The sequence below is a fragment of the Acinetobacter gandensis genome, from assembly GCF_001678755.1.
Lineage (GTDB): Bacteria > Pseudomonadota > Gammaproteobacteria > Pseudomonadales > Moraxellaceae > Acinetobacter > Acinetobacter gandensis.
This window is the reverse complement of the sequence record NZ_LZDS01000028.1, coordinates 184,367-202,884: the sequence shown is the minus strand read 5'-3', so window position 1 is coordinate 202,884 and position 18,518 is coordinate 184,367. Positions and strand designations below refer to the sequence as shown.

Here is an 18,518-nt window from a genome sequence, read left to right as displayed (position 1 = left end):
TTAAAAAATGAATGCGATTCCTGTACTGAATTTATTTACCCAACCACAATGCAGTTCATTTGATGCAAACGATTGGAATATTTTAGCGCAGCATTGGTACCCAGTTGCACGCACTCAGGACGTTTCAGAACAACCGCAACAAGTACAATTACTTGATGTGAAAATGGCCTTGTATAAAACTGAAAGCGGAAAAATTCATCTGGTACGCGATATTTGCCCGCATCGTGGTGTGCCATTAACCAAAGGATGGGTGAAAGGCGAAGAAATTATTTGCCCATACCATGGCCTACACTATAACGGTGAAGGAAAGTGCGTAAAAATTCCTGCTCAACCGGAGCTCACACAAATTTCAGATCGTTTTTCACTGACCAAATTTCCAGTTGTAGAAAAATACGGACTAATTTGGACCAGTTTATTTAACCGCGATGTATCGAAAGCCAATTTTCCAGATTTAGACACGTGGGACAGTGAAGAACATCAGTCAATTCTCCCTCCATTTGTCGATATTGCTGGATCAAGTGGCCGTCAGCTTGAAGGCTTTATTGATGTTGCGCACTTTGCATGGGTACATAACCAAAGTTTTGCTGATCGTGAAAATCCAAAGGTACAAAAATATTCGACCGTTCGAACGGATTATGGCTTACATACAGAGTATGTGAGTGATGTCAGTAACTATCCGCATGGCTTACAACATTTAGCACCAGATGATTTTTTATGGAAACGTACTTTTGATGTCTATCCACCATTTTCAGCTATTTTGACTATCGACTTTCCTGAAAATGGCTTACTTAAAATTTTAAATGCGTGCTGTCCAGTTTCGCACAATAAAACGCGATTATTCGTTCCCTTAACTCGTAACTTTGATACTACAGGAGACTTACAGGCAGTTTATGATTTCAATGCACAAATCTTCGCTGAAGATCAGGACATGGTGGAAAGCCAAAAACCAGAAGAACTTCCTTTAGATATTTCAATGGAGGCACATTTTGAGGCAGATCGTTCATCAACCACTTACCGCCGAATTTTGGCAGAGTGGGGATTGAGCAAACGCTATACAGTTTAAAATATGAAATTTAATCGTTATTGCTAAAAAAGCGACTCTTTTGAGTCGCTTTTTACTTAGAAAATATTTTGAGCTTCGTTTTCAGCTGATTAGTTCACACGAATCCACGTTTGGCTACGACCTAGAGCTGATACACCAATATAGCCACGTCCATTTAAGGTACGACCATCATTCGACATTTTGGCATTGAAGCTATAAGTCTTACCATTTTTAGGGTCGGTAATTTTACCTCCATCGTAGGTGTTTTTACCGGTATTTTTTAGTCCATGAATAATCTGAGCACCTAATAAAGGTTTGTTCTGATATTTACCTACACATTTGCTGCATTTCTGTGCTTCACCCGGTGTGAAAACATCAACGATTTTTGCAGAAAGCACGCCATTCGATGTCTCGGTAAATTGGACAACAGATAAAGGTTGCTTGGTTTTATCATCAATGGTTTTCCACTTTGTTCCATTGAGTGGATCAGCAGCGAGTGCTAGGGTTGAGACCAAGGATAAACCAAGAATACTAAGAGTTGTTTTTATCATTTTAGAACCTCTATTTCGTGTTACGAGATGTGTGAGTTCGTCTTACTGATCAGCTCACACATGCCATGAAGAAAGTAAACATGTCGTTCAACTTTCAAGAGGAATCTTCGCAAATAAATAAGTATATATTGTGGATCTTTTATACAATTTTTGATGATGTGCAGGCCCAATCGTGTAGAAATTTAGAGTTCGTGTTGAGCAATGTTATTGATTTGGCAAGTTTGTGACTATTTGTCTAAACAGTGAGGAATGGATTACTGATCATTAATTAGGGATTACATCTGATATTAAAAAGCTATCTAGTAGATATAATCCCTTTAATTTTACTAATCCTTTTTAGTATTAAGGTGAGGTTGCTGTTGAATCTCACATATTGTTTTACGCTTTAATCCATCAATATATGTTGATAAAGGTCAGCTTGTTTTCTTAAAAAGTCCCAAACTAACTTAATACGGGGTTCGTGCTGTAAATCGACTAAAGTGAGCATCCAAAAGGTATGGATGAAGCGTACATTTTCACCTAAGACTTGTTCAAGTTCTTGGTTTTCATCCGCTAAAAATTTGGGCAAAATTGCCAGTCCGGCACCTGAGCTGACCGCAATCTGTTGTGCCAGAATACTACTACTACGGAAGTTCGCATTTAAATCGAGCGGAATACGCTCCAGACAATACAGTTCAGGGCTATAAACCAAATCATCAATGTAGTTTACAAAGCGATGATTTTTTAAATCATCAAGTTTATGAATAGCTTGTGTTTGATTTAAATAGTTTTTACTGCCATAAATTTTTAGACAATAGTCGGTCAAACGCGTGATGATATAAGGGCCTGATTTAGGACGATCAATGGAAATTACAATGTCAGCTTCGCGATGGGATAGCTTAATCATCTTCGGAACGGGAATTAAATCAATCGTGAGTTGAGGATATTGCTTGGACAATTCTGCCAATAGTTTGGCTAAAAATGCTGTGCCAAAACCTTCAGGTGTGCCAATTCGCACACGACCCTGCAAAGGTTGATGAGGCTTTTCAATTTGTATAAAGGCTTGTTCCATTTGTTCAACTCGTGGAACTAAGGCCAAACCTTCCAAAGTCAGTTCATAACCAGTTGCTTCACGTTTAAATAATGGTGTGCCTAAAGCTAGTTCTAAAGCCTGTATCCGACGGGATACCGTGCTGTGTTCAACCCCAATCAGTCGTGCTGCATTGGTCAGTGTCTTAGCACGTGCCAAGACCAAAAAATATTGCAAATGATCCCAATCCACTTTCATTTTGATTATTTTCCCTGTGCATATTTGCACATTGATCGTGCATGAATTTCTATTTCTGGTCAAAAATTTCTTTGCTAGTCTGAATTTAAACAGCAAGCCTGAAAATACGACTTTTTAGCTATTTTCAATGCTGAAACAACAAAAATAGTGCCCATGGAGAGGTTATGAACACAATGTCCAATATTCAGTCGACTACGGCTAAATTATTAATTAACGGTCAATTTATTGAATCTAAAACACAAAACTGGCAAGACATTGTGAATCCTGCGACACAGGAAGTACTTGGTCGTGTACCAATGGCAACGACGGACGAAGTCGATGCTGCAATTGCTGCAGCACAAGCTGCCTTAAAAACTTGGCGTGTTACACCAATTCAGGTACGCATGCGAATCATGCTGAAATTACAAGATTTGATTCGTGCCAATATGAAAAAAATTGCGGCGGTACTCACTGCCGAGCAAGGCAAAACCTTGGCAGATGCAGAAGGTGATATTCAACGTGGTCTAGAAGTTGTTGAACATGCATGCTCGATTGGTACATTACAAATGGGTGAATACACCGAAGGTGTCGCTCGTGGTGTCGATACTTATACCTTGCAGCAACCATTAGGAGTCTGTGCAGGGATTACTCCATTTAACTTTCCGGCAATGATTCCTTTATGGATGTTCCCTATGGCAATTGCTTGTGGAAATACCTTCGTACTTAAACCATCTGAACAAGATCCATTATCGACCATGATGTTGGTTGAGCTTGCAGTTGAAGCAGGTATACCTGCAGGTGTCCTAAACGTTGTACATGGTGGTAAAGAAGTCGTAGACCGCTTATGCACACATCAAGATATTAAAGCGATTTCATTTGTTGGCTCAACTGCTGTAGGTACGCATGTGTATAACCTTGCAGGACAGCATGGTAAACGTGTGCAGTCGATGATGGGTGCAAAAAATCATGTCGTTGTGATGCCAGATGCAAATAAAGAGCAGACCTTAAATGCACTTGTTGGTGCTGCCTTTGGTGCCGCAGGTCAACGTTGCATGGCTTTGTCTGTTGCAGTGATGGTTGGTGAAAGTAAGGAGTGGATTGGTGAACTGGTCGAAAAAGCTAAAACATTGAAGGTCAATGCAGGGCATGAACCAAATACCGATATTGGCCCAGTGATTTCATCGCGTGCCAAGGCTCGTGTAACAGATTTGATTAATAGCGGTGTTGAGCAAGGTGCAACGCTGCTTTTAGATGGCCGTGATGTTGTTGTGCAGGGTTATGAACAAGGCAATTTTGTAGGTGCAACAATTTTTGACCAAGTCACCACCGATATGCGGATTTATAAAGAAGAAATTTTCGGGCCAGTCTTAGCCATTATTCATGTCGATACATTGGAACAAGCCATCGAGTTGATTAATGCCAATCCATTTGGTAATGGCGTTGGTTTGTTTACACAAAGTGGCGCAGTGGCACGTACTTTCCAAAATGAAATTGATATCGGTCAAGTCGGTATTAACATCCCAATTCCTGTGCCAGTTCCATTCTTTAGTTTTACCGGCTCACGTGGTTCGAAACTAGGTGATTTAGGCCCTTATGGTAAGCAAGCAGTGCAGTTTTATACCCAAACCAAAACCATTACCAGCCGTTGGTTTGAAGATAGCCATGAATCTACAGGTGTAAATACTACCATTAACCTACGTTAAATCAGGAGTTCAAGGATGAATATTGCATTTATAGGTTTAGGAAATATGGGCGGTAAAATGGCCCAAAACTTACTCAAAGCGGGTTTAACGGTTTATGGTTTTGACTTGAGTGATGTGGCAATTTCGCATTTTACTGAAGCAGGCGGGATCGTCTGTGATAGTCCACAGGCAGCTGCAAAAGAGGCGGATATTGTGATTAGCATGTTGCCTGCGGCGAAGCATGTGAAAGAGGTTTATCTCGGGGAAAATGGTGTGCTTGCCGTACTTAAAGCCGGCAGCTTATGTATTGATAGCAGTACCATTGACCCACAAACCATCAAAGATATTGCCGAAGCAGGACGTGAACGAAATATTGATGTCTGTGATGCCCCTGTTTCGGGCGGCACAATTGGTGCTCAAGCCGGCACGCTCACCTTTATGGTGGGGTCAGATGATGCCACGTTTGAAAAGGCCAAATCAGTACTCAGTCACATGGGTAAAAACATTGTGCACTGTGGTGATGTAGGTGCAGGGCAAATCGCTAAAATCTGTAACAACCTGATTTTGGGTATTTCAATGGCGGCTGTTGCAGAAGGTATGGCACTCGGTGCCAAGCTTGGTATTGACCCGCAAGCTTTGGCAGGTGTGGTAAATAGCTCAAGCGGCCGCTGCTGGAGTTCAGAAGTGTGTAATCCTTGGCCAGAAATTTCAGCCAATGCACCTGCAGGCCGTGGTTATTCCGATGGGTTTGCAACACAGCTGATGTTAAAGGATTTAGGGCTTGCCATTGAAGCAGCTGGCCAAGTGAAACAACCGATTTTATTAGGTGGTTTAGTGCAACAGATGTATCAGCAGCTTTGTTTACAAGGCAATGCCCACTTAGATTTTTCCAGCATTATTCAGCAATATCTTCCTAAAGAGGTTTAGGGTTTCGATCCTAAACTTTAGGTCTCAATGGATGGGACTTAAAAAATTAAACTGCGTCAGCAATAACAATAAATTTGGCAGAGGTCACGGATATGTTGAATTATCAAAATAAGGCATCAGTTTTTGATTTAAATGAAGCGGCAAAACAAGTGCTAAGCGGTTCATTACATCAACTCAACGCATGTTATGAATGTTGTGATCGTCATGCTGAAGCAGACAGTGAAAAAGTTGCGTTGTATTGGCAAGGCAAAGACGGTCGTAAAGAACAATATACCTTTAGTCAGCTAAAAAAATGGTCGAGCCAATTTGCCAATTTTTTAAAGGCTCAAGGCGTGCAACAAGGTGATCGTGTATCGGGCTTATTGCCACGCACAGTTGAATTGTTGGTGGTTATTTTAGGGGCATGGCGGATTGGTGCCGTATATCAACCTTTATTTACTGCCTTTGGCCCTAAAGCGATTGAGCACCGTTTACAGCTGGCAAAAAGCAAATTTGTAATCACAGATGTTGGCAACAGAAGCAAACTCGATGAAGTCGCGCAATGCCCACAGATTATTACGGTTGCAGATATCGCAGGTTTAGGTGTTGAAGCCAGTGATTTAGATTTTTGGCAAGTTCTAAATACTGAGTCAGATCAATGTGATTTGGTCATGCAAAGCATAGATGCGCCATTTTTACTTATGTTCACATCGGGTACTACAGGCCCTGCAAAACCTTTAGAAGTTCCACTGAAAGCGCTCATTGCATTTGGTCATTATATGCAAGATGCCATTGGTTTACGCGATGACGATGCATTTTGGAACATTGCCGATCCCGGTTGGGCTTATGGTTTGTACTACGGCATTACTGGACCGCTATTGCTTGGTCATGCGACATTGTTCTATGAAGGCGGATTCAGTGCAGATAGCCTCTGTCAAATTGTAAATGACTATGAAATTAATAACTTGGCAGGAGCGCCGACTGCATATCGTATGATGATGGCAGCGGATCAAACACAAATGGCGCAGCTAAAAGGAAAGTTTCGCGTTGTCAGTAGCGCAGGCGAACCCTTAAATCCAGAAGTGTTTCGTTGGTTTCAGCAGGTTTTAGATGCGCCTATTTTTGACCATTATGGTCAAACTGAAGTCGGCATGGTGGTTTGCAACCATCATGGTTTAAAACATGATATTCGTGCAGGTTCAGCGGGCTTTGCTAGTCCAGGTTATCGCGTTGCTGTGGTCGATGAACAAGGCAATGAATTGACTGCAAACACACCGGGTATTTTGGCTGTCGATATCGAGCAATCGCCAATGATGTGGTTTGGAGGCTATAAAGAAAGTCGAAAATCACCGTTCATCAAAAATTACTATTTGACGGGTGATACAGCAGAACTGAATGAAGATGGCAGCATGAGCTTTGTAGGACGTAGTGATGATGTCATTACAACTTCGGGCTATCGAATTGGGCCATTTGATGTAGAAAGTGCCTTACTCGAGCATGAAGCTGTGGTGGAAGCTGCGGTTATTGGTGTGCCAGATCCTGAGCGTACTGAGATTGTGAAAGCCTTTGTTATTTTGGCTGAAGGTCAACACGCAAGCGAAGAACTCGCAGAACAATTAGGGCAATTTGTGAAAAAACGCTTATCTGCACATGCATATCCACGCCAAGTCGAATTCGTATCGGAGTTACCGAAAACGCCAAGTGGCAAAATTCAACGTTTCTTATTGCGTAATCAAGAGATTGCTAAGCAACAGGCCGCAAGCACATCAGTTTAGCTATGCCATTTTAAAATGCGGCAGGTTAATTACGCACTTGGTTTTAGATGAAAGTTCAATTGAATATATTGTTGAAATTTCGGAATGTACAGTGGGTAATATACAAATAAATACACGCTCAAAATTATGTTAAAGATCAGGCTAAAGATATAAAAGACAAGGGAATATGCAATGCAATTTACAGAAGAACAATTACTGATTCAGGATATGGCGCGTAGTTTTGCACAGGAACAAGTGAAACCGAATGCAAGTGATTGGGATCGAAATGGTACGTTTCCAAAAAATGCATTGGCACAAATGGGCGAATTAGGCTTTTTGGGTATGTTGGTGTCGGATCAATATGGTGGCTCCGATACGGGTAACTTAGCCTATGTTTTGGCCCTAGAAGAAATTGCCGCGGCAGATGGTGCAACTTCAACCATCATGAGTGTACATAACTCGGTAGGCTGTGTTCCGATTGCTAAGTTTGGCACGGAAGAACAAAAACAGAAGTATCTGCTTCCTTTAGCTCAAGGAAAAATGATTGGCGCTTTTGCTTTAACAGAACCTCATACTGGTTCTGATGCAGCTGCAATTAAAACCCGTGCAGTGAAGGATGGTGATGATTGGGTCATTAATGGAGCAAAACAATTTATTACCTCCGGTCATAATGCAGGTGTGATTATCGTTTTTGCGGTGACAGATCCGAGTGCCGGTAAAAAAGGCATGAGCGCTTTTATCGTGCCACGTGACACACCAGGTTATGAAGTTATTCGTACTGAAGAAAAACTTGGTTTACATGCCTCGGACACCTGCCAAATTGCATTAACTGATGTGCGTATACCACACAGTATGATGCTTGGCAAAGAAGGTGAAGGCTTAAAAATTGCCTTATCAAACTTAGAGGGTGGTCGAATTGGAATAGCTGCTCAAGCCGTCGGTTTAGCTCGTGCGGCTTTAGAAGAAGCAACCAGCTATGCCAAAGAGCGCATCACCTTTGGTAAACCTATTTTTGAGCATCAAGCAGTAGCATTTCGCTTAGCCAGCATGGCAACAGAAATTGAAGCTGCACGTCAATTGGTTCATCACGCTGCACGTTTAAAAGAAGCAGGACAGCCCTGTTTGAATGAAGCCTCTATGGCCAAACTTTTTTCATCTGAAATGGCGGAACGTGTGTGTTCAGCAGCACTACAAGTCTTTGGTGGCTATGGGTATTTAAAAGATTTTCCAATTGAACGCATTTACCGCGATGCGCGTATTTGTCAAATTTATGAAGGCACCAGTGATATTCAGCGTTTAGTGATTGCGCGGAGTTTATAAAAATAGTCGTTTAAATATTAGAGACAGAAACAAAGCACCAGATCAATAAAAAGGGCGACCTAATGCAATTTGAAACAATATTACTAGAGAAAAAAAATGGTGTGGGATTGATCACTTTAAATCGCCCCAAAGCACTCAATGCATTAAATACGCAGTTAATCAGTGACGTGAATCTTGCACTGGACGATTTAGAAAAAGACTCAACGATTGGCTGCATGATATTAGCAGGCTCTGAAAAGGCTTTTGCTGCGGGTGCGGATATTAAGGAAATGGCAGGGCTGAATTTTCCCAATATTTATTTTGATGATTTCTTTCATTTGGCCGATCGCATTGCACAGCGTCGCAAACCTCTCATTGCCGCAGTCAGTGGCTATGCTCTAGGTGGTGGCTGTGAATTGGCTTTAATGTGTGACTTCATTTACTGTGCAGACAACGCCAAATTTGGTTTACCTGAAGTTACTTTAGGCGTACTGCCAGGCATTGGTGGGACACAGCGCTTAACCCTTGCGATTGGTAAAGCTAAAGCCATGGAAATGTGTTTAACCGCACGTCAAATGGGAGCACTCGAGGCGGAACAAAGTGGGCTGGTTGCGCGTGTTTTTACCAAAGAGGAATTATTGGCTGAGACTTTGGCTGCAGCTGAAAAAATTGCAGAAAAGTCTTTGGTTGCCACCATGATGATTAAAGAATCGATTAACCGTGCCTTTGAAGTGAGCCTTGCTGAAGGCCTTCGTTTTGAACGTCGTACATTTCATTCGGTATTTGCCACATTAGACCAAAAAGAAGGTATGCAAGCCTTTGTAGAAAAACGTCCAGCTAACTTTAAAAATCAATAAGGATGTGCAGACATGAGCAAGGAAAATAATTTAATCATTCAGCGCCAAGGAGCTTTGGGTACGATTATTTTAGATCGGGTTTCCAATTTAAATGCTTTGACGATTGAGATGATTAATGGCATACGAACGCAACTGAAACTATGGCAACATGATGATGAAATTCAAGCAGTACTAATTAAATCAAATAGTCCTAAAGCCTTCTGCGCAGGTGGCGACATTCGTTACTTATACGATTGCTATCAAAATGGTACGGATGATCATAAAACCTATTTTCAAGCAGAATACGACATGCTCAACGCATTGCGTAGCTATATAAAACCAGTTGTTGTGTTGTTAGATGGTTATGTTTTAGGTGGAGGTTTCGGTTTAGCGCAAGCCTGTCACATTTTGGTGAGTAGTGAAAAGTCACGCTTTGCAATGCCTGAAACTGCAATTGGATTTTTCCCAGATGTTGCTGCTACACATTTTTTATCTCGCTTAGATGATATTGGCGTGTATTTGGCAACGACGGGTGATCAGATATCGAGTAGTGATGCGCTTTATTTAGATTTGATTGATTACCATGTGCCGAGTGAGAAGTTTGCAGCTTTAGAACAGGCCTTAGTGCAAACAAGCCCTCTCACTCAACAAAATATAGAACAAGTGATTGCACGTTACATCACGCATCCAGCCGAAAGTGATTTACGACAAAATGCCCAAAACATTAGTAAGCATTTTGCTTATGCAGATGTGTCCGAAATTGAGCAAAGTTTAGAACAGGAACAAGACACGATCAATCAAGCTTGGGCGAGCAAAACATTAAATACTTTGCAACAGCGTTCACCGATTGCCAAACATATTAGTCTAAAACTACAACTGGCAGGTCGTAGCATGTCTTTACAGCAATGCATGCAAGTTGAACGTCATTTACAAGATCTTTGGTTTGATCATGGCGACATTATAGAAGGTGTTCGTGCGTTGATTGTTGATAAAGATAAACAGCCAAAGTGGCAACAACATAATCCAGCATTAGATCAAATTTTGGCTGAAATTATTTAAATTTTAACTGAATGATCACCATACCCAGAAAAAAAGTTTAAACGTATTTCAAGTATGCGCAGAGAAAGGAAATTGAGAATTTCTCTGCATCTTAAAGCAACGGTTCATTTTAATTTCGTCGGGAGATGTAAAAAGGAAATCTTAAATTTATTCAACTTACCCAGTATGGATAAATCAAATCAAAACTCAAAAAGATCGATATAAGGAACATAGTGATGCAGGATATTCAACAAAATCATCCTCAGGACAAGAAGTCCTCACACCGCTTAGCCGGTATTTCTAGCATGGTGGGAACCACCATTGAATGGTATGACTTTTTTATTTACGGTGCAGCGGCCGCGCTGATTTTTAACAAGCTGTTTTTCCCAAATTTAGATCCACTAACGGGCGTCTTAGCAGCTTTTGCGACATATGCAGTTGGTTTTATTGGTAGACCGCTGGGTGGCATAGTATTTGGTCATTTTGGGGATAAAATTGGCCGAAAATCCATGCTGCTTGTCACGCTCATGCTGATGGGAATTCCTACAGTTATGATTGGACTATTACCAACCTTTGAAAGCATTGGCTATTGGGCAACGGTGTGTTTGATTATTCTTCGTTTTGTCCAAGGCATGGCCATGGGTGGTGAATGGGGCGGCGCAGTATTAATGGCAGTTGAACATGCACCTCAAGGCAGTAAGGGCTTCTGGGGAAGCTTACCTCAGGCAAGTACTGGTGGTGGATTACTCTTAGCATCAGTGGCTTTAGGTTTGGTTTCGATGCTACCTGAAGAAGCATTATTTAGTTGGGGTTGGCGTTTACCATTCTTAGCAAGTATTGTGCTTTTAGCGGTGGGTTGGTATATCCGTGTGAAAGTTCCTGAATCTCCAGACTTTGAAAAAGTGAAAGAGAAGGCTGAGCACGTTAAAGTACCAGCGCTACAAGTCTTTAAAAAGCACCCGAAAGAACTCGTGACTATTGTGCTATCACGTGCAGCAGAAAACGCATGGTTCTATTTGGCATCTACATTTGCATTGGCTTATACAACGACACAACTTGAAATTCCGCGCCAAGATATTTTGTTCGCAACAATCTGTGGTGCCGCAGTGATTATGGTGGTCACACCAATCTTTGGGCATTTTTCAGATAAAGTTGGTCAACGCAATATGTTTCGATTTGGTCTGTGTGTGTTAGCTCTATATAGCTATCCATTTTTTGCCATGTTAAATACCAAAGATCCAACTTTGGTTTGGGCTGCAATTGTAATTGGCATCGGTTTGGTTTTCCCATTGATGTATGCACCACAGTCACAGCTCTTTGCACGTCAATTTCCTGCGGAGATTCGCTATAGCGGTATTTCGATCTCAGTACAATTTGCAGGTGTATTAGGTGGTGGCCTTGCACCATTAATCGCTACAAAGTTGTTGAGTATTGGCGGGGGCAGCCCACATCTGATTATTTACTACATTATTGGTTTTGCAATCGTAGCTATCATTGCATCATCATTTTTAAGGCCTGATATGATCAAGTCTAAGAATGCAGATGCACAAAAATTAGTGAAACCTGTTTTAAATGATTCATAAATTAATTTTTAAGTGTTTAAACTTTCAAAAATTCATTAAGTGAATAAATTGATGCTTAATTTGAACAAAACATGAAGAAAATTTAACGTTAACATGAGCCACATACAGCTTTGTATGTGGCTTTTTTACATAAAAAACACCATTTTTCGCTCATACTAAATTATTAAAGTTTTCTAATTTATATATAAGTAATTGAAAAATATAAATATATTTAAGATTGGTATTGAGTTGGATTCTTTAAGTGAATTTTACTCATCTTTGGTTTAAATTAAATCATTTTTATTCATCTTAACTTTCACGTATAAATTACTGCATACAGAAATTCTAATTAACGAAATTTTAGGTAGACACTCCCATGAGTCAAAAATTTGCATGTTCAATTAAACGTATTCGTTTTGATGAAAACTATCAACCAGCTGACAGCACACGCCTGACTACGAACTTTGCCAACTTAGCACGTGGTGAGCACCGTGAAGAAAACCTACGTCGTACATTGGCAATGATCAATAATCGCTTTAACACTTTAGCGAAATGTGACAACCCAAATGCGGACCGTTATTCACTTGAAATTGACATTATTTCTGCTGAACTCGATATAGAAGGTAATGGCCAAACTTTCCCATTTATTGAAACTTTGAAAAGTATCATCATCGATCATAAAACCAATCAACGTATTGAGGGGATGATTGGTAATAGCTTTTCATCTTATGTACGTGATTATGATTTCAGCGTGGTATTGCCCGCATTGGGTTGTAAGTTCAATGAAAAGCCTGAAGACTTTGGTGATTTACACGGTAAACTTTACCAACACCTTGTTAATTCAGATGTATTCAAAGCTGAATTTAAAAAACAGCCAGTCATTTGCCTGAGTATTTCAACCACTAAAACGTATTATCGCACTGCGAATGTTCACCCAATTTTAGGCGTGGAATACACCAATGATGACTATTCACGTACAGACGATTATTTCGCAAAAATGGGGTTAAGCGTTCGTTATTTCAAACCTGAAAATGCGACTGCACCATTGGCATTCTATTCTGCAAATAACTTGTTAAGTGACTATACAGATTTCGAATTAATCAGTGCAATTAGCACCATGGAAAGCTTCCAAAAAATCTACCGTCCAGAAATTTACAATACCAATGCAACAGCAGGTTTAGTGTATCAACCAAGTTTAAATTTCCAGGATTATTCATTGACTCGTATTGTCTATGACCGTGTTGAACGTGGTCAACTGGCGGTTAAACAGGGTAAATGGACTGAAGAAAACTTTATCAAGCCATATAAAGAAGTGCTTGAACAATGGGCTGCCAACTTCACAGTGGAAAATGCAAACGCTGCTTAACTTAGATACCAGATTAACGAATTTAGAGAAAGAAGATTAGACATGGCCCTTGTACACCCAAAACAGCTATTACCGACATCAACAGCAGGCAGCTTACCGAAACCATCTTGGCTTGCAGAACCTGAAAAGCTTTGGTCACCTTGGAAATTGCAAGATCAAGAGCTTTTGGACGGAAAAAAAGACGCATTACGCTTGGCTTTGCATGAGCAACAGCAAGCAGGCATTGATATTGTCAGTGACGGCGAGCAAACCCGTCAGCACTTTGTGACCACGTTCATTGAGCATTTGGATGGCGTAGATTTTGAAAAACGTGAAACCGTAAAAATCCGTGACCGTTATGATGCGAGCGTACCGTCTGTAGTGGGTGCTGTATCTCGTCAAAAACCAGTTTTTGTTGAAGATGCAAAATTTCTACGTTCATTGACAGATCAGCCGATTAAATGGGCCTTACCTGGTCCAATGACTATGATTGATACGCTTTATGACGGTCATTACAAGAGTCGTGAAAAATTGGCCTGGGAATTTGCGAAAATCCTGAACCAAGAAGCACGTGAGTTGGAAGCTGCTGGTGTAGATATCATTCAATTTGATGAGCCTGCATTTAACGTATTCTTTGATGAAGTAAATGACTGGGGTGTTGCCACTTTAGAGCGTGCATTAGAAGGTCTAAAATGTGAAACTGCGGTACACATTTGCTATGGTTACGGTATTAAAGCAAATACAGACTGGAAAAAGACACTCGGTTCAGAATGGCGCCAATATGAAGAAGCCTTCCCGAAACTACAGCAGTCTAAAATTGATATCGTATCGCTTGAATGTCAAAACTCACGTGTACCGATGGATTTAATTGAATTGATCCGTGGTAAAAAAGTCATGGTCGGTGCAATTGATGTGGCAACCAATGTGATTGAAACACCAGAGGAAGTGGCAAACACATTGCGTAAAGCTCTTCAGTTTGTAGATGCAGATAAACTCTATCCGTCAACCAACTGTGGTATGGCACCACTGGGTCGTGAAGTAGCACGTGGTAAATTAAATGCTTTAAGTGCTGGTGCAGATATTATTCGCCAAGAACTTGCACGCTAATTGTCGCGCATAGGTGATGTTATATAAGAATATGCTTCATATAAAATATCACGCAAATATGTAAATTCTATTCGATGTAATGTGGCAAGCCAGTTCTTGCTGCATTGCACTGTTTTCAGTAATACCTTTAGGCAAAACCGTTTAAATTTTGGAACCTCATCATGGTTGAAGCAATCGACTTTAAAAATGCAATGTCATCATTAACAAGTGCAGTGAATGTTGTCACTACAATGGGTGCATCAGGTCGTCATGGCTTTACCGCATCTGCAGTGTGCAGCGTGACTGATACACCACCGACTTTATTGGTGTGTATGAATAAAGCATCGCGCTCACATACCAACTTTGTGGAAAACAAAATTTTAACGGTTAACGTCTTAGGTGCGCAGCATGAACAACTTTCTAATGCATTCGCGTCAAAACTGAGTTCAGACGAGCGCTTTGCTTTAGGTAATTGGACTGAGCTTGAAACGGGTGCACCTGTATTAACAGATGCCTTGGTGAGTTTTGATTGTGAAATTGAACAAATACAAGAAGTGGGGACACATACTATTTTCATTTGTCCAATTGTTGCAATTCAAAAGAATGAAGAAGATCAGGCCTTGGTTTACTTTAATCGTGCTTATCATCAGGTGGGTGAAACTGAACTTGCTTAACCCTTTTCTTTAAATTTTTAACTCAATATATCAAGATCATCTCTCGTGGAATTAATTATATTTTTAGTCATTGGCGCATTGGCGGGTTTTGCTGCTGGGCTGTTTGGCGTGGGTGGCGGCACCATTATTGTCCCATTATTATTTATCGTGTTTAGCCAAATGGGCTATAACCCTGATGTTGTGATGCATTTAGCATTAGGGACATCATTAGCCACTATTGTGGTGACCTCAATCAGTTCATTGATGGCGCACAATAAAAAGGGCGGTATCATGTGGCCGTTATTTAAAAATCTTGCACCGGGTATGGCGATTGGTTGTTTCTTCGGGGCAGGTATTGCAGGTTGGCTTTCTGCTGTGTATTTACAATTTATAGTCGGTCTATTTTTACTTTGGGTTGCATACAATATGTTTATGGGCTCAAAAAAAAACGGTCGACAGTACAAAAACTTTACCTACGACTTCAGCGCAAATGGGTGCTGGAGCAGGGATTGGCATCGCTTCCGCCATTTTTGGTATTGGCGGTGGTAGTTTAACCGTTCCATATTTGACTCATTATGGCGTGGTCATGCAAAAAGCAGTCGGAACCTCTGCTGCATGTGGTTTACCAATCGCAATAGCTGGCGCTTTAGGCTTTATGCTATTTGGTATGAAAGCTGAAGTGAATGTGCCAAATACCATTGGCTATATTCATATCTATGCATTTTTAGGTATTAGTATCATGAGTTTCTTTACTGCGAAATTTGGTGCAAAAGCAGCGCATGCCTTATCACCAGCAGTACTTAAGAAATGCTTTGCTGTGTTACTGGTTTGCGTCGGATGCTTTTTCTTGGTGAAAGGTTTTCTTTAATTATTAATTACTAATTACTAATTACTAATTATTCAGCAAGTGTATAGCCCACATTTTGTGGGCTTTTAAATTTCAATAATCACAACATTTAAGTCTTTAGTGTCATGAATATTTCATCATTAATTGCGTCACCACTAAAGTTACGGTGCCTGTGACAATGATAATAAAAATAATTTCAAATTTTAGATTCACAACATAACCTGCTTTATAGATATCCCTTTAAAAATATTCAGATTTGGCTAATGCCACTTAGATATGAGAAATCAAATGAATATTTTCGCGTAAATACAAAGCTATTCTTCATCCATCACTTGATGGCGTTCCTGATGGTAGCCTTCTTCGGTTTGACCAACTTTCCAATATGGCACGGCATACATGTTGGCTTTATTAACGCCAAACTTATTTCTAAATAAATGACGGAGTGAAACTACACGTGTATTTTCACCCGCCAAGCTCACAGAAATATTGGAGTCAAGCCAGTTCAATCGTTGCATTGCATCTTCAATTTGAGTTTCAATATTGGTTTGATTGATCAGCCAATTTATATTGACAGCTTTAGGATGAATAAGTTCAATACGGTCATTTTCAGCTTCAATTTCAATCCAAACTTCCCCTTGTGCATGCTCAGGAAGTAGCTCTACAGATGCTGCAATCATCGGCAGTGCTGACAAATCGCCAATAAACACCCAGTAATTTGCTTCAGGGTTAAATCGTGCGCGTCCTCCAGGCCCAGCTAGACCTAAAATTTGGCCTGGTTGTGCTTGTTTTGCCCAGTTAGCAGCAATACCAAATTCTGTATGACGAACAAAGTCCACAACCAACAATTGTTCATTTTCTAAAAAATGACGAATCGTATAGGTACGTGTGATGGGCTTGTCTCCATTCGGCCAAACGACTTTTCCTTGTTCATTTCGGCTCGGTAAAATGGGTTTTAATTCAGGCTGTTCTGGAAAAAAGAATTTTATATGTGCGCCATTTTGATTCTTAGGAAAATCCGAAAAATCTTCACTAGAAAAATAGACCCGCTGTAGATGAGGTGTAATTTTCTCTGACGACTGTACAGAGATATAACGTGGCAATGGGAGTGAATTTTGAGCCATGATTATTCTGCTATTTTGAGTGAAAAGAGGGGGCTGTATACGTGTAAAACAGAGCATTCTGTGGTTTAAATGTAATGTAAATAAAAACTATTTGCAAATGATAATGATTATACTTAGTATTTCTGCGCGACCCAATTAGTGTCGTCGGTGCTTTTCTATAAATACATTTAGATTTTTATACTTCTTTATAAAAATTGTTTGATCTACGGTATAACTCATGCAAACAATGGATTCTTTAGCTCCTTTAACTCGTGCACAACACAGTATGTGGAAGGGACATCATTATCATGGCAGTTACCCATTTCACACCGCAGAATGGTTGGTGATTGATGGCCCATTAAATCGAGAATTATTTCATCAAGCAATTGAACTAACCTTAAAGGAAGCTAAGGCTTTACATTGGCGTGCATTAGAAAAAGATGGCAAAGTTTACCGTGTAGATGATGTTGCACTCAGAGCGCCTCAATTTGTTGATTTATCACATTTAGATGCTCAAGGAATATTAGATTGGGCTGATCAAGCAGTTGAACCGCCATTCGATTTAAGTGTCGGGCATTTATATGACTATATTTTTGCCAATTTAGGTGAGCAAAAATACGGGCTGTTCTTTAGAGCGCATCATGTAGCTTTAGATGGTTATGCTTATGGCCTAATGATTAATCGCTTCCTCGACTATTACCAATCTTTGAAAAACGGAACAGCGCTACAAAATAAGGCTTTTGATCATTTCGAGAAGTTCTTAGCGGATGAGCATCGCTATTTAGAATCAGCTAAAGCAGAGAAAGACTTAAAATTTTGGCGTGATAATTTTTCCAATGAACTGGCACCTAAGAAAAGATTAAAACGCAAATTAAAACAACCGTTCTATCAAGGGCCTCGCTATGAAGATGTCATTGATTGGGATACCCAACAAAAAATGAATACATTGGCTGCTGAGCTTAAATTGCCAAGTGCCATGGTGGTGATGGCCGTCATGATGAGCTATCTAGTGAAACAATCAGGCGATGCACAACAATGCTTTGGTGTGCCCTTTATGTCACGTTTGGGTACTGCGGCGATGCGTACGCCATGTCTTGTGATGAATATTTTACCTTTACGTCTTGCTGCTACAGATCAAGACAATTTAACTGAAACTGTAAGATTGCTCGCACAGCGATTTAATGAAATTCGTCCACATCAAAACAGCTACTTTGAGCAAATGCGTTTTGAACTAGAGGGATTCGATCCATACGAAAATATTCTATTTGGGCCCATTGTGAATTGGATTCCATATCCATTGCCTGAGCAATTTGAAGGCTGTCACTTAAGCAAAACGTCCATTTCTGCGGGGCCAATCGAAGACTTTGACATTGCAATTACCAATAAATTTGTCAACGGCATTGAACGTTTATACCTTGCGGTTGATGGTCATAAAGAACTCTACAATGTTGAATCATTAGGCGAATATTGGCATGACTTTATGCATATGCTTCGCACATGGTTGGACCAACCTAAGCTCAAAGCCGGTCAATTAAATATACAAAAAAAACTGCCAGATTAATTCTGGCAGT

Annotated in this window: 15 protein-coding genes and 1 pseudogene; 13 read left to right on the top strand and 3 right to left on the bottom strand. The window is 40.4% G+C overall.

Features of this window, described 5'->3' with window-relative positions:
* Window positions 1-7: 7 nt before the first annotated feature.
* A complete protein-coding gene (locus A9J31_RS13230) occupies window positions 8-1,063 on the top strand; it encodes an aromatic ring-hydroxylating oxygenase subunit alpha (RefSeq protein ID WP_005090794.1) in 1,056 nt (351 codons plus the stop codon).
* A gap of 89 nt (window positions 1,064-1,152) precedes the next feature.
* Here the strand turns inward: A9J31_RS13230 and A9J31_RS13225 are convergent, their stop codons facing one another.
* Together A9J31_RS13225 and A9J31_RS13220 are read right to left on the bottom strand one after the other, a co-directional pair.
* Window positions 1,153-1,593 (bottom strand): DUF2147 domain-containing protein, encoded by a 441-nt coding sequence (locus A9J31_RS13225; protein WP_067766815.1) that lies wholly within the window; start codon window positions 1,591-1,593, stop codon window positions 1,153-1,155.
* A 385-nt stretch (window positions 1,594-1,978) separates the two neighbouring features.
* Complete coding sequence (locus A9J31_RS13220; protein WP_067766812.1) at window positions 1,979-2,860, bottom strand: LysR family transcriptional regulator; 882 nt, start codon at window positions 2,858-2,860, stop codon at window positions 1,979-1,981.
* Between the two features lie 164 nt (window positions 2,861-3,024).
* Here A9J31_RS13220 and A9J31_RS13215 point away from each other — a divergent pair, with 164 nt between their 5' ends.
* From A9J31_RS13215 to A9J31_RS13165, 11 genes and pseudogenes are all read left to right on the top strand, one after another.
* Window positions 3,025-4,542 carry a CoA-acylating methylmalonate-semialdehyde dehydrogenase gene (locus tag A9J31_RS13215; RefSeq protein ID WP_067766809.1) on the top strand — a complete coding sequence of 506 codons (1,518 nt, stop codon included), beginning with the start codon at window positions 3,025-3,027 and terminating at the stop codon, window positions 4,540-4,542.
* A gap of 15 nt (window positions 4,543-4,557) precedes the next feature.
* Window positions 4,558-5,448: a 3-hydroxyisobutyrate dehydrogenase gene (gene mmsB, locus A9J31_RS13210; RefSeq protein ID WP_067766806.1), complete on the top strand. Its 891-nt coding sequence runs from the start codon at window positions 4,558-4,560 to the stop codon at window positions 5,446-5,448.
* 92 nt (window positions 5,449-5,540) lie between these two features.
* Complete coding sequence (locus A9J31_RS13205) at window positions 5,541-7,202, top strand: AMP-binding protein (protein ID WP_067766804.1); 1,662 nt, start codon at window positions 5,541-5,543, stop codon at window positions 7,200-7,202.
* A 171-nt stretch (window positions 7,203-7,373) separates the two neighbouring features.
* Window positions 7,374-8,501, top strand: coding sequence for an acyl-CoA dehydrogenase family protein (locus A9J31_RS13200; protein ID WP_067766801.1), 1,128 nt, complete (start codon window positions 7,374-7,376; stop codon window positions 8,499-8,501).
* Between the two features lie 62 nt (window positions 8,502-8,563).
* A complete protein-coding gene (locus A9J31_RS13195) occupies window positions 8,564-9,337 on the top strand; it encodes an enoyl-CoA hydratase (protein ID WP_067766798.1) in 774 nt (257 codons plus the stop codon).
* Window positions 9,338-9,349: 12 nt separating this feature from the next.
* Window positions 9,350-10,375 carry an enoyl-CoA hydratase/isomerase family protein gene (locus A9J31_RS13190; RefSeq protein ID WP_067766795.1) on the top strand — a complete coding sequence of 342 codons (1,026 nt, stop codon included), beginning with the start codon at window positions 9,350-9,352 and terminating at the stop codon, window positions 10,373-10,375.
* 215 nt (window positions 10,376-10,590) lie between these two features.
* Window positions 10,591-11,937, top strand: coding sequence for an MFS transporter (locus tag A9J31_RS13185; protein ID WP_067766792.1), 1,347 nt, complete (start codon window positions 10,591-10,593; stop codon window positions 11,935-11,937).
* A 355-nt stretch (window positions 11,938-12,292) separates the two neighbouring features.
* Entirely contained in the window at window positions 12,293-13,282 is a 990-nt protein-coding gene (locus A9J31_RS13180) for a putative oxygenase MesX (protein WP_067766789.1), read from the top strand.
* Between the two features lie 42 nt (window positions 13,283-13,324).
* On the top strand, window positions 13,325-14,368 hold the full coding sequence (locus A9J31_RS13175) for a methionine synthase (RefSeq protein ID WP_067766786.1): 1,044 nt from the start codon (window positions 13,325-13,327) through the stop codon (window positions 14,366-14,368).
* 161 nt (window positions 14,369-14,529) lie between these two features.
* Window positions 14,530-15,021 (top strand): flavin reductase, encoded by a 492-nt coding sequence (locus A9J31_RS13170; protein ID WP_067766783.1) that lies wholly within the window; start codon window positions 14,530-14,532, stop codon window positions 15,019-15,021.
* A gap of 45 nt (window positions 15,022-15,066) precedes the next feature.
* Window positions 15,067-15,868, top strand: a pseudogene (locus A9J31_RS13165) (sulfite exporter TauE/SafE family protein).
* A gap of 293 nt (window positions 15,869-16,161) precedes the next feature.
* Here the strand turns inward: A9J31_RS13165 and A9J31_RS13160 are convergent.
* Entirely contained in the window at window positions 16,162-16,968 is an 807-nt protein-coding gene (locus A9J31_RS13160; RefSeq protein ID WP_067766780.1) for a siderophore-interacting protein, read from the bottom strand.
* A 217-nt stretch (window positions 16,969-17,185) separates the two neighbouring features.
* On the opposite strand from A9J31_RS13160, the gene A9J31_RS13155 reads away from it, so the two are divergent.
* Window positions 17,186-18,508: a condensation domain-containing protein gene (locus A9J31_RS13155; protein ID WP_067766777.1), complete on the top strand. Its 1,323-nt coding sequence runs from the start codon at window positions 17,186-17,188 to the stop codon at window positions 18,506-18,508.
* Window positions 18,509-18,518: the final 10 nt, after the last annotated feature.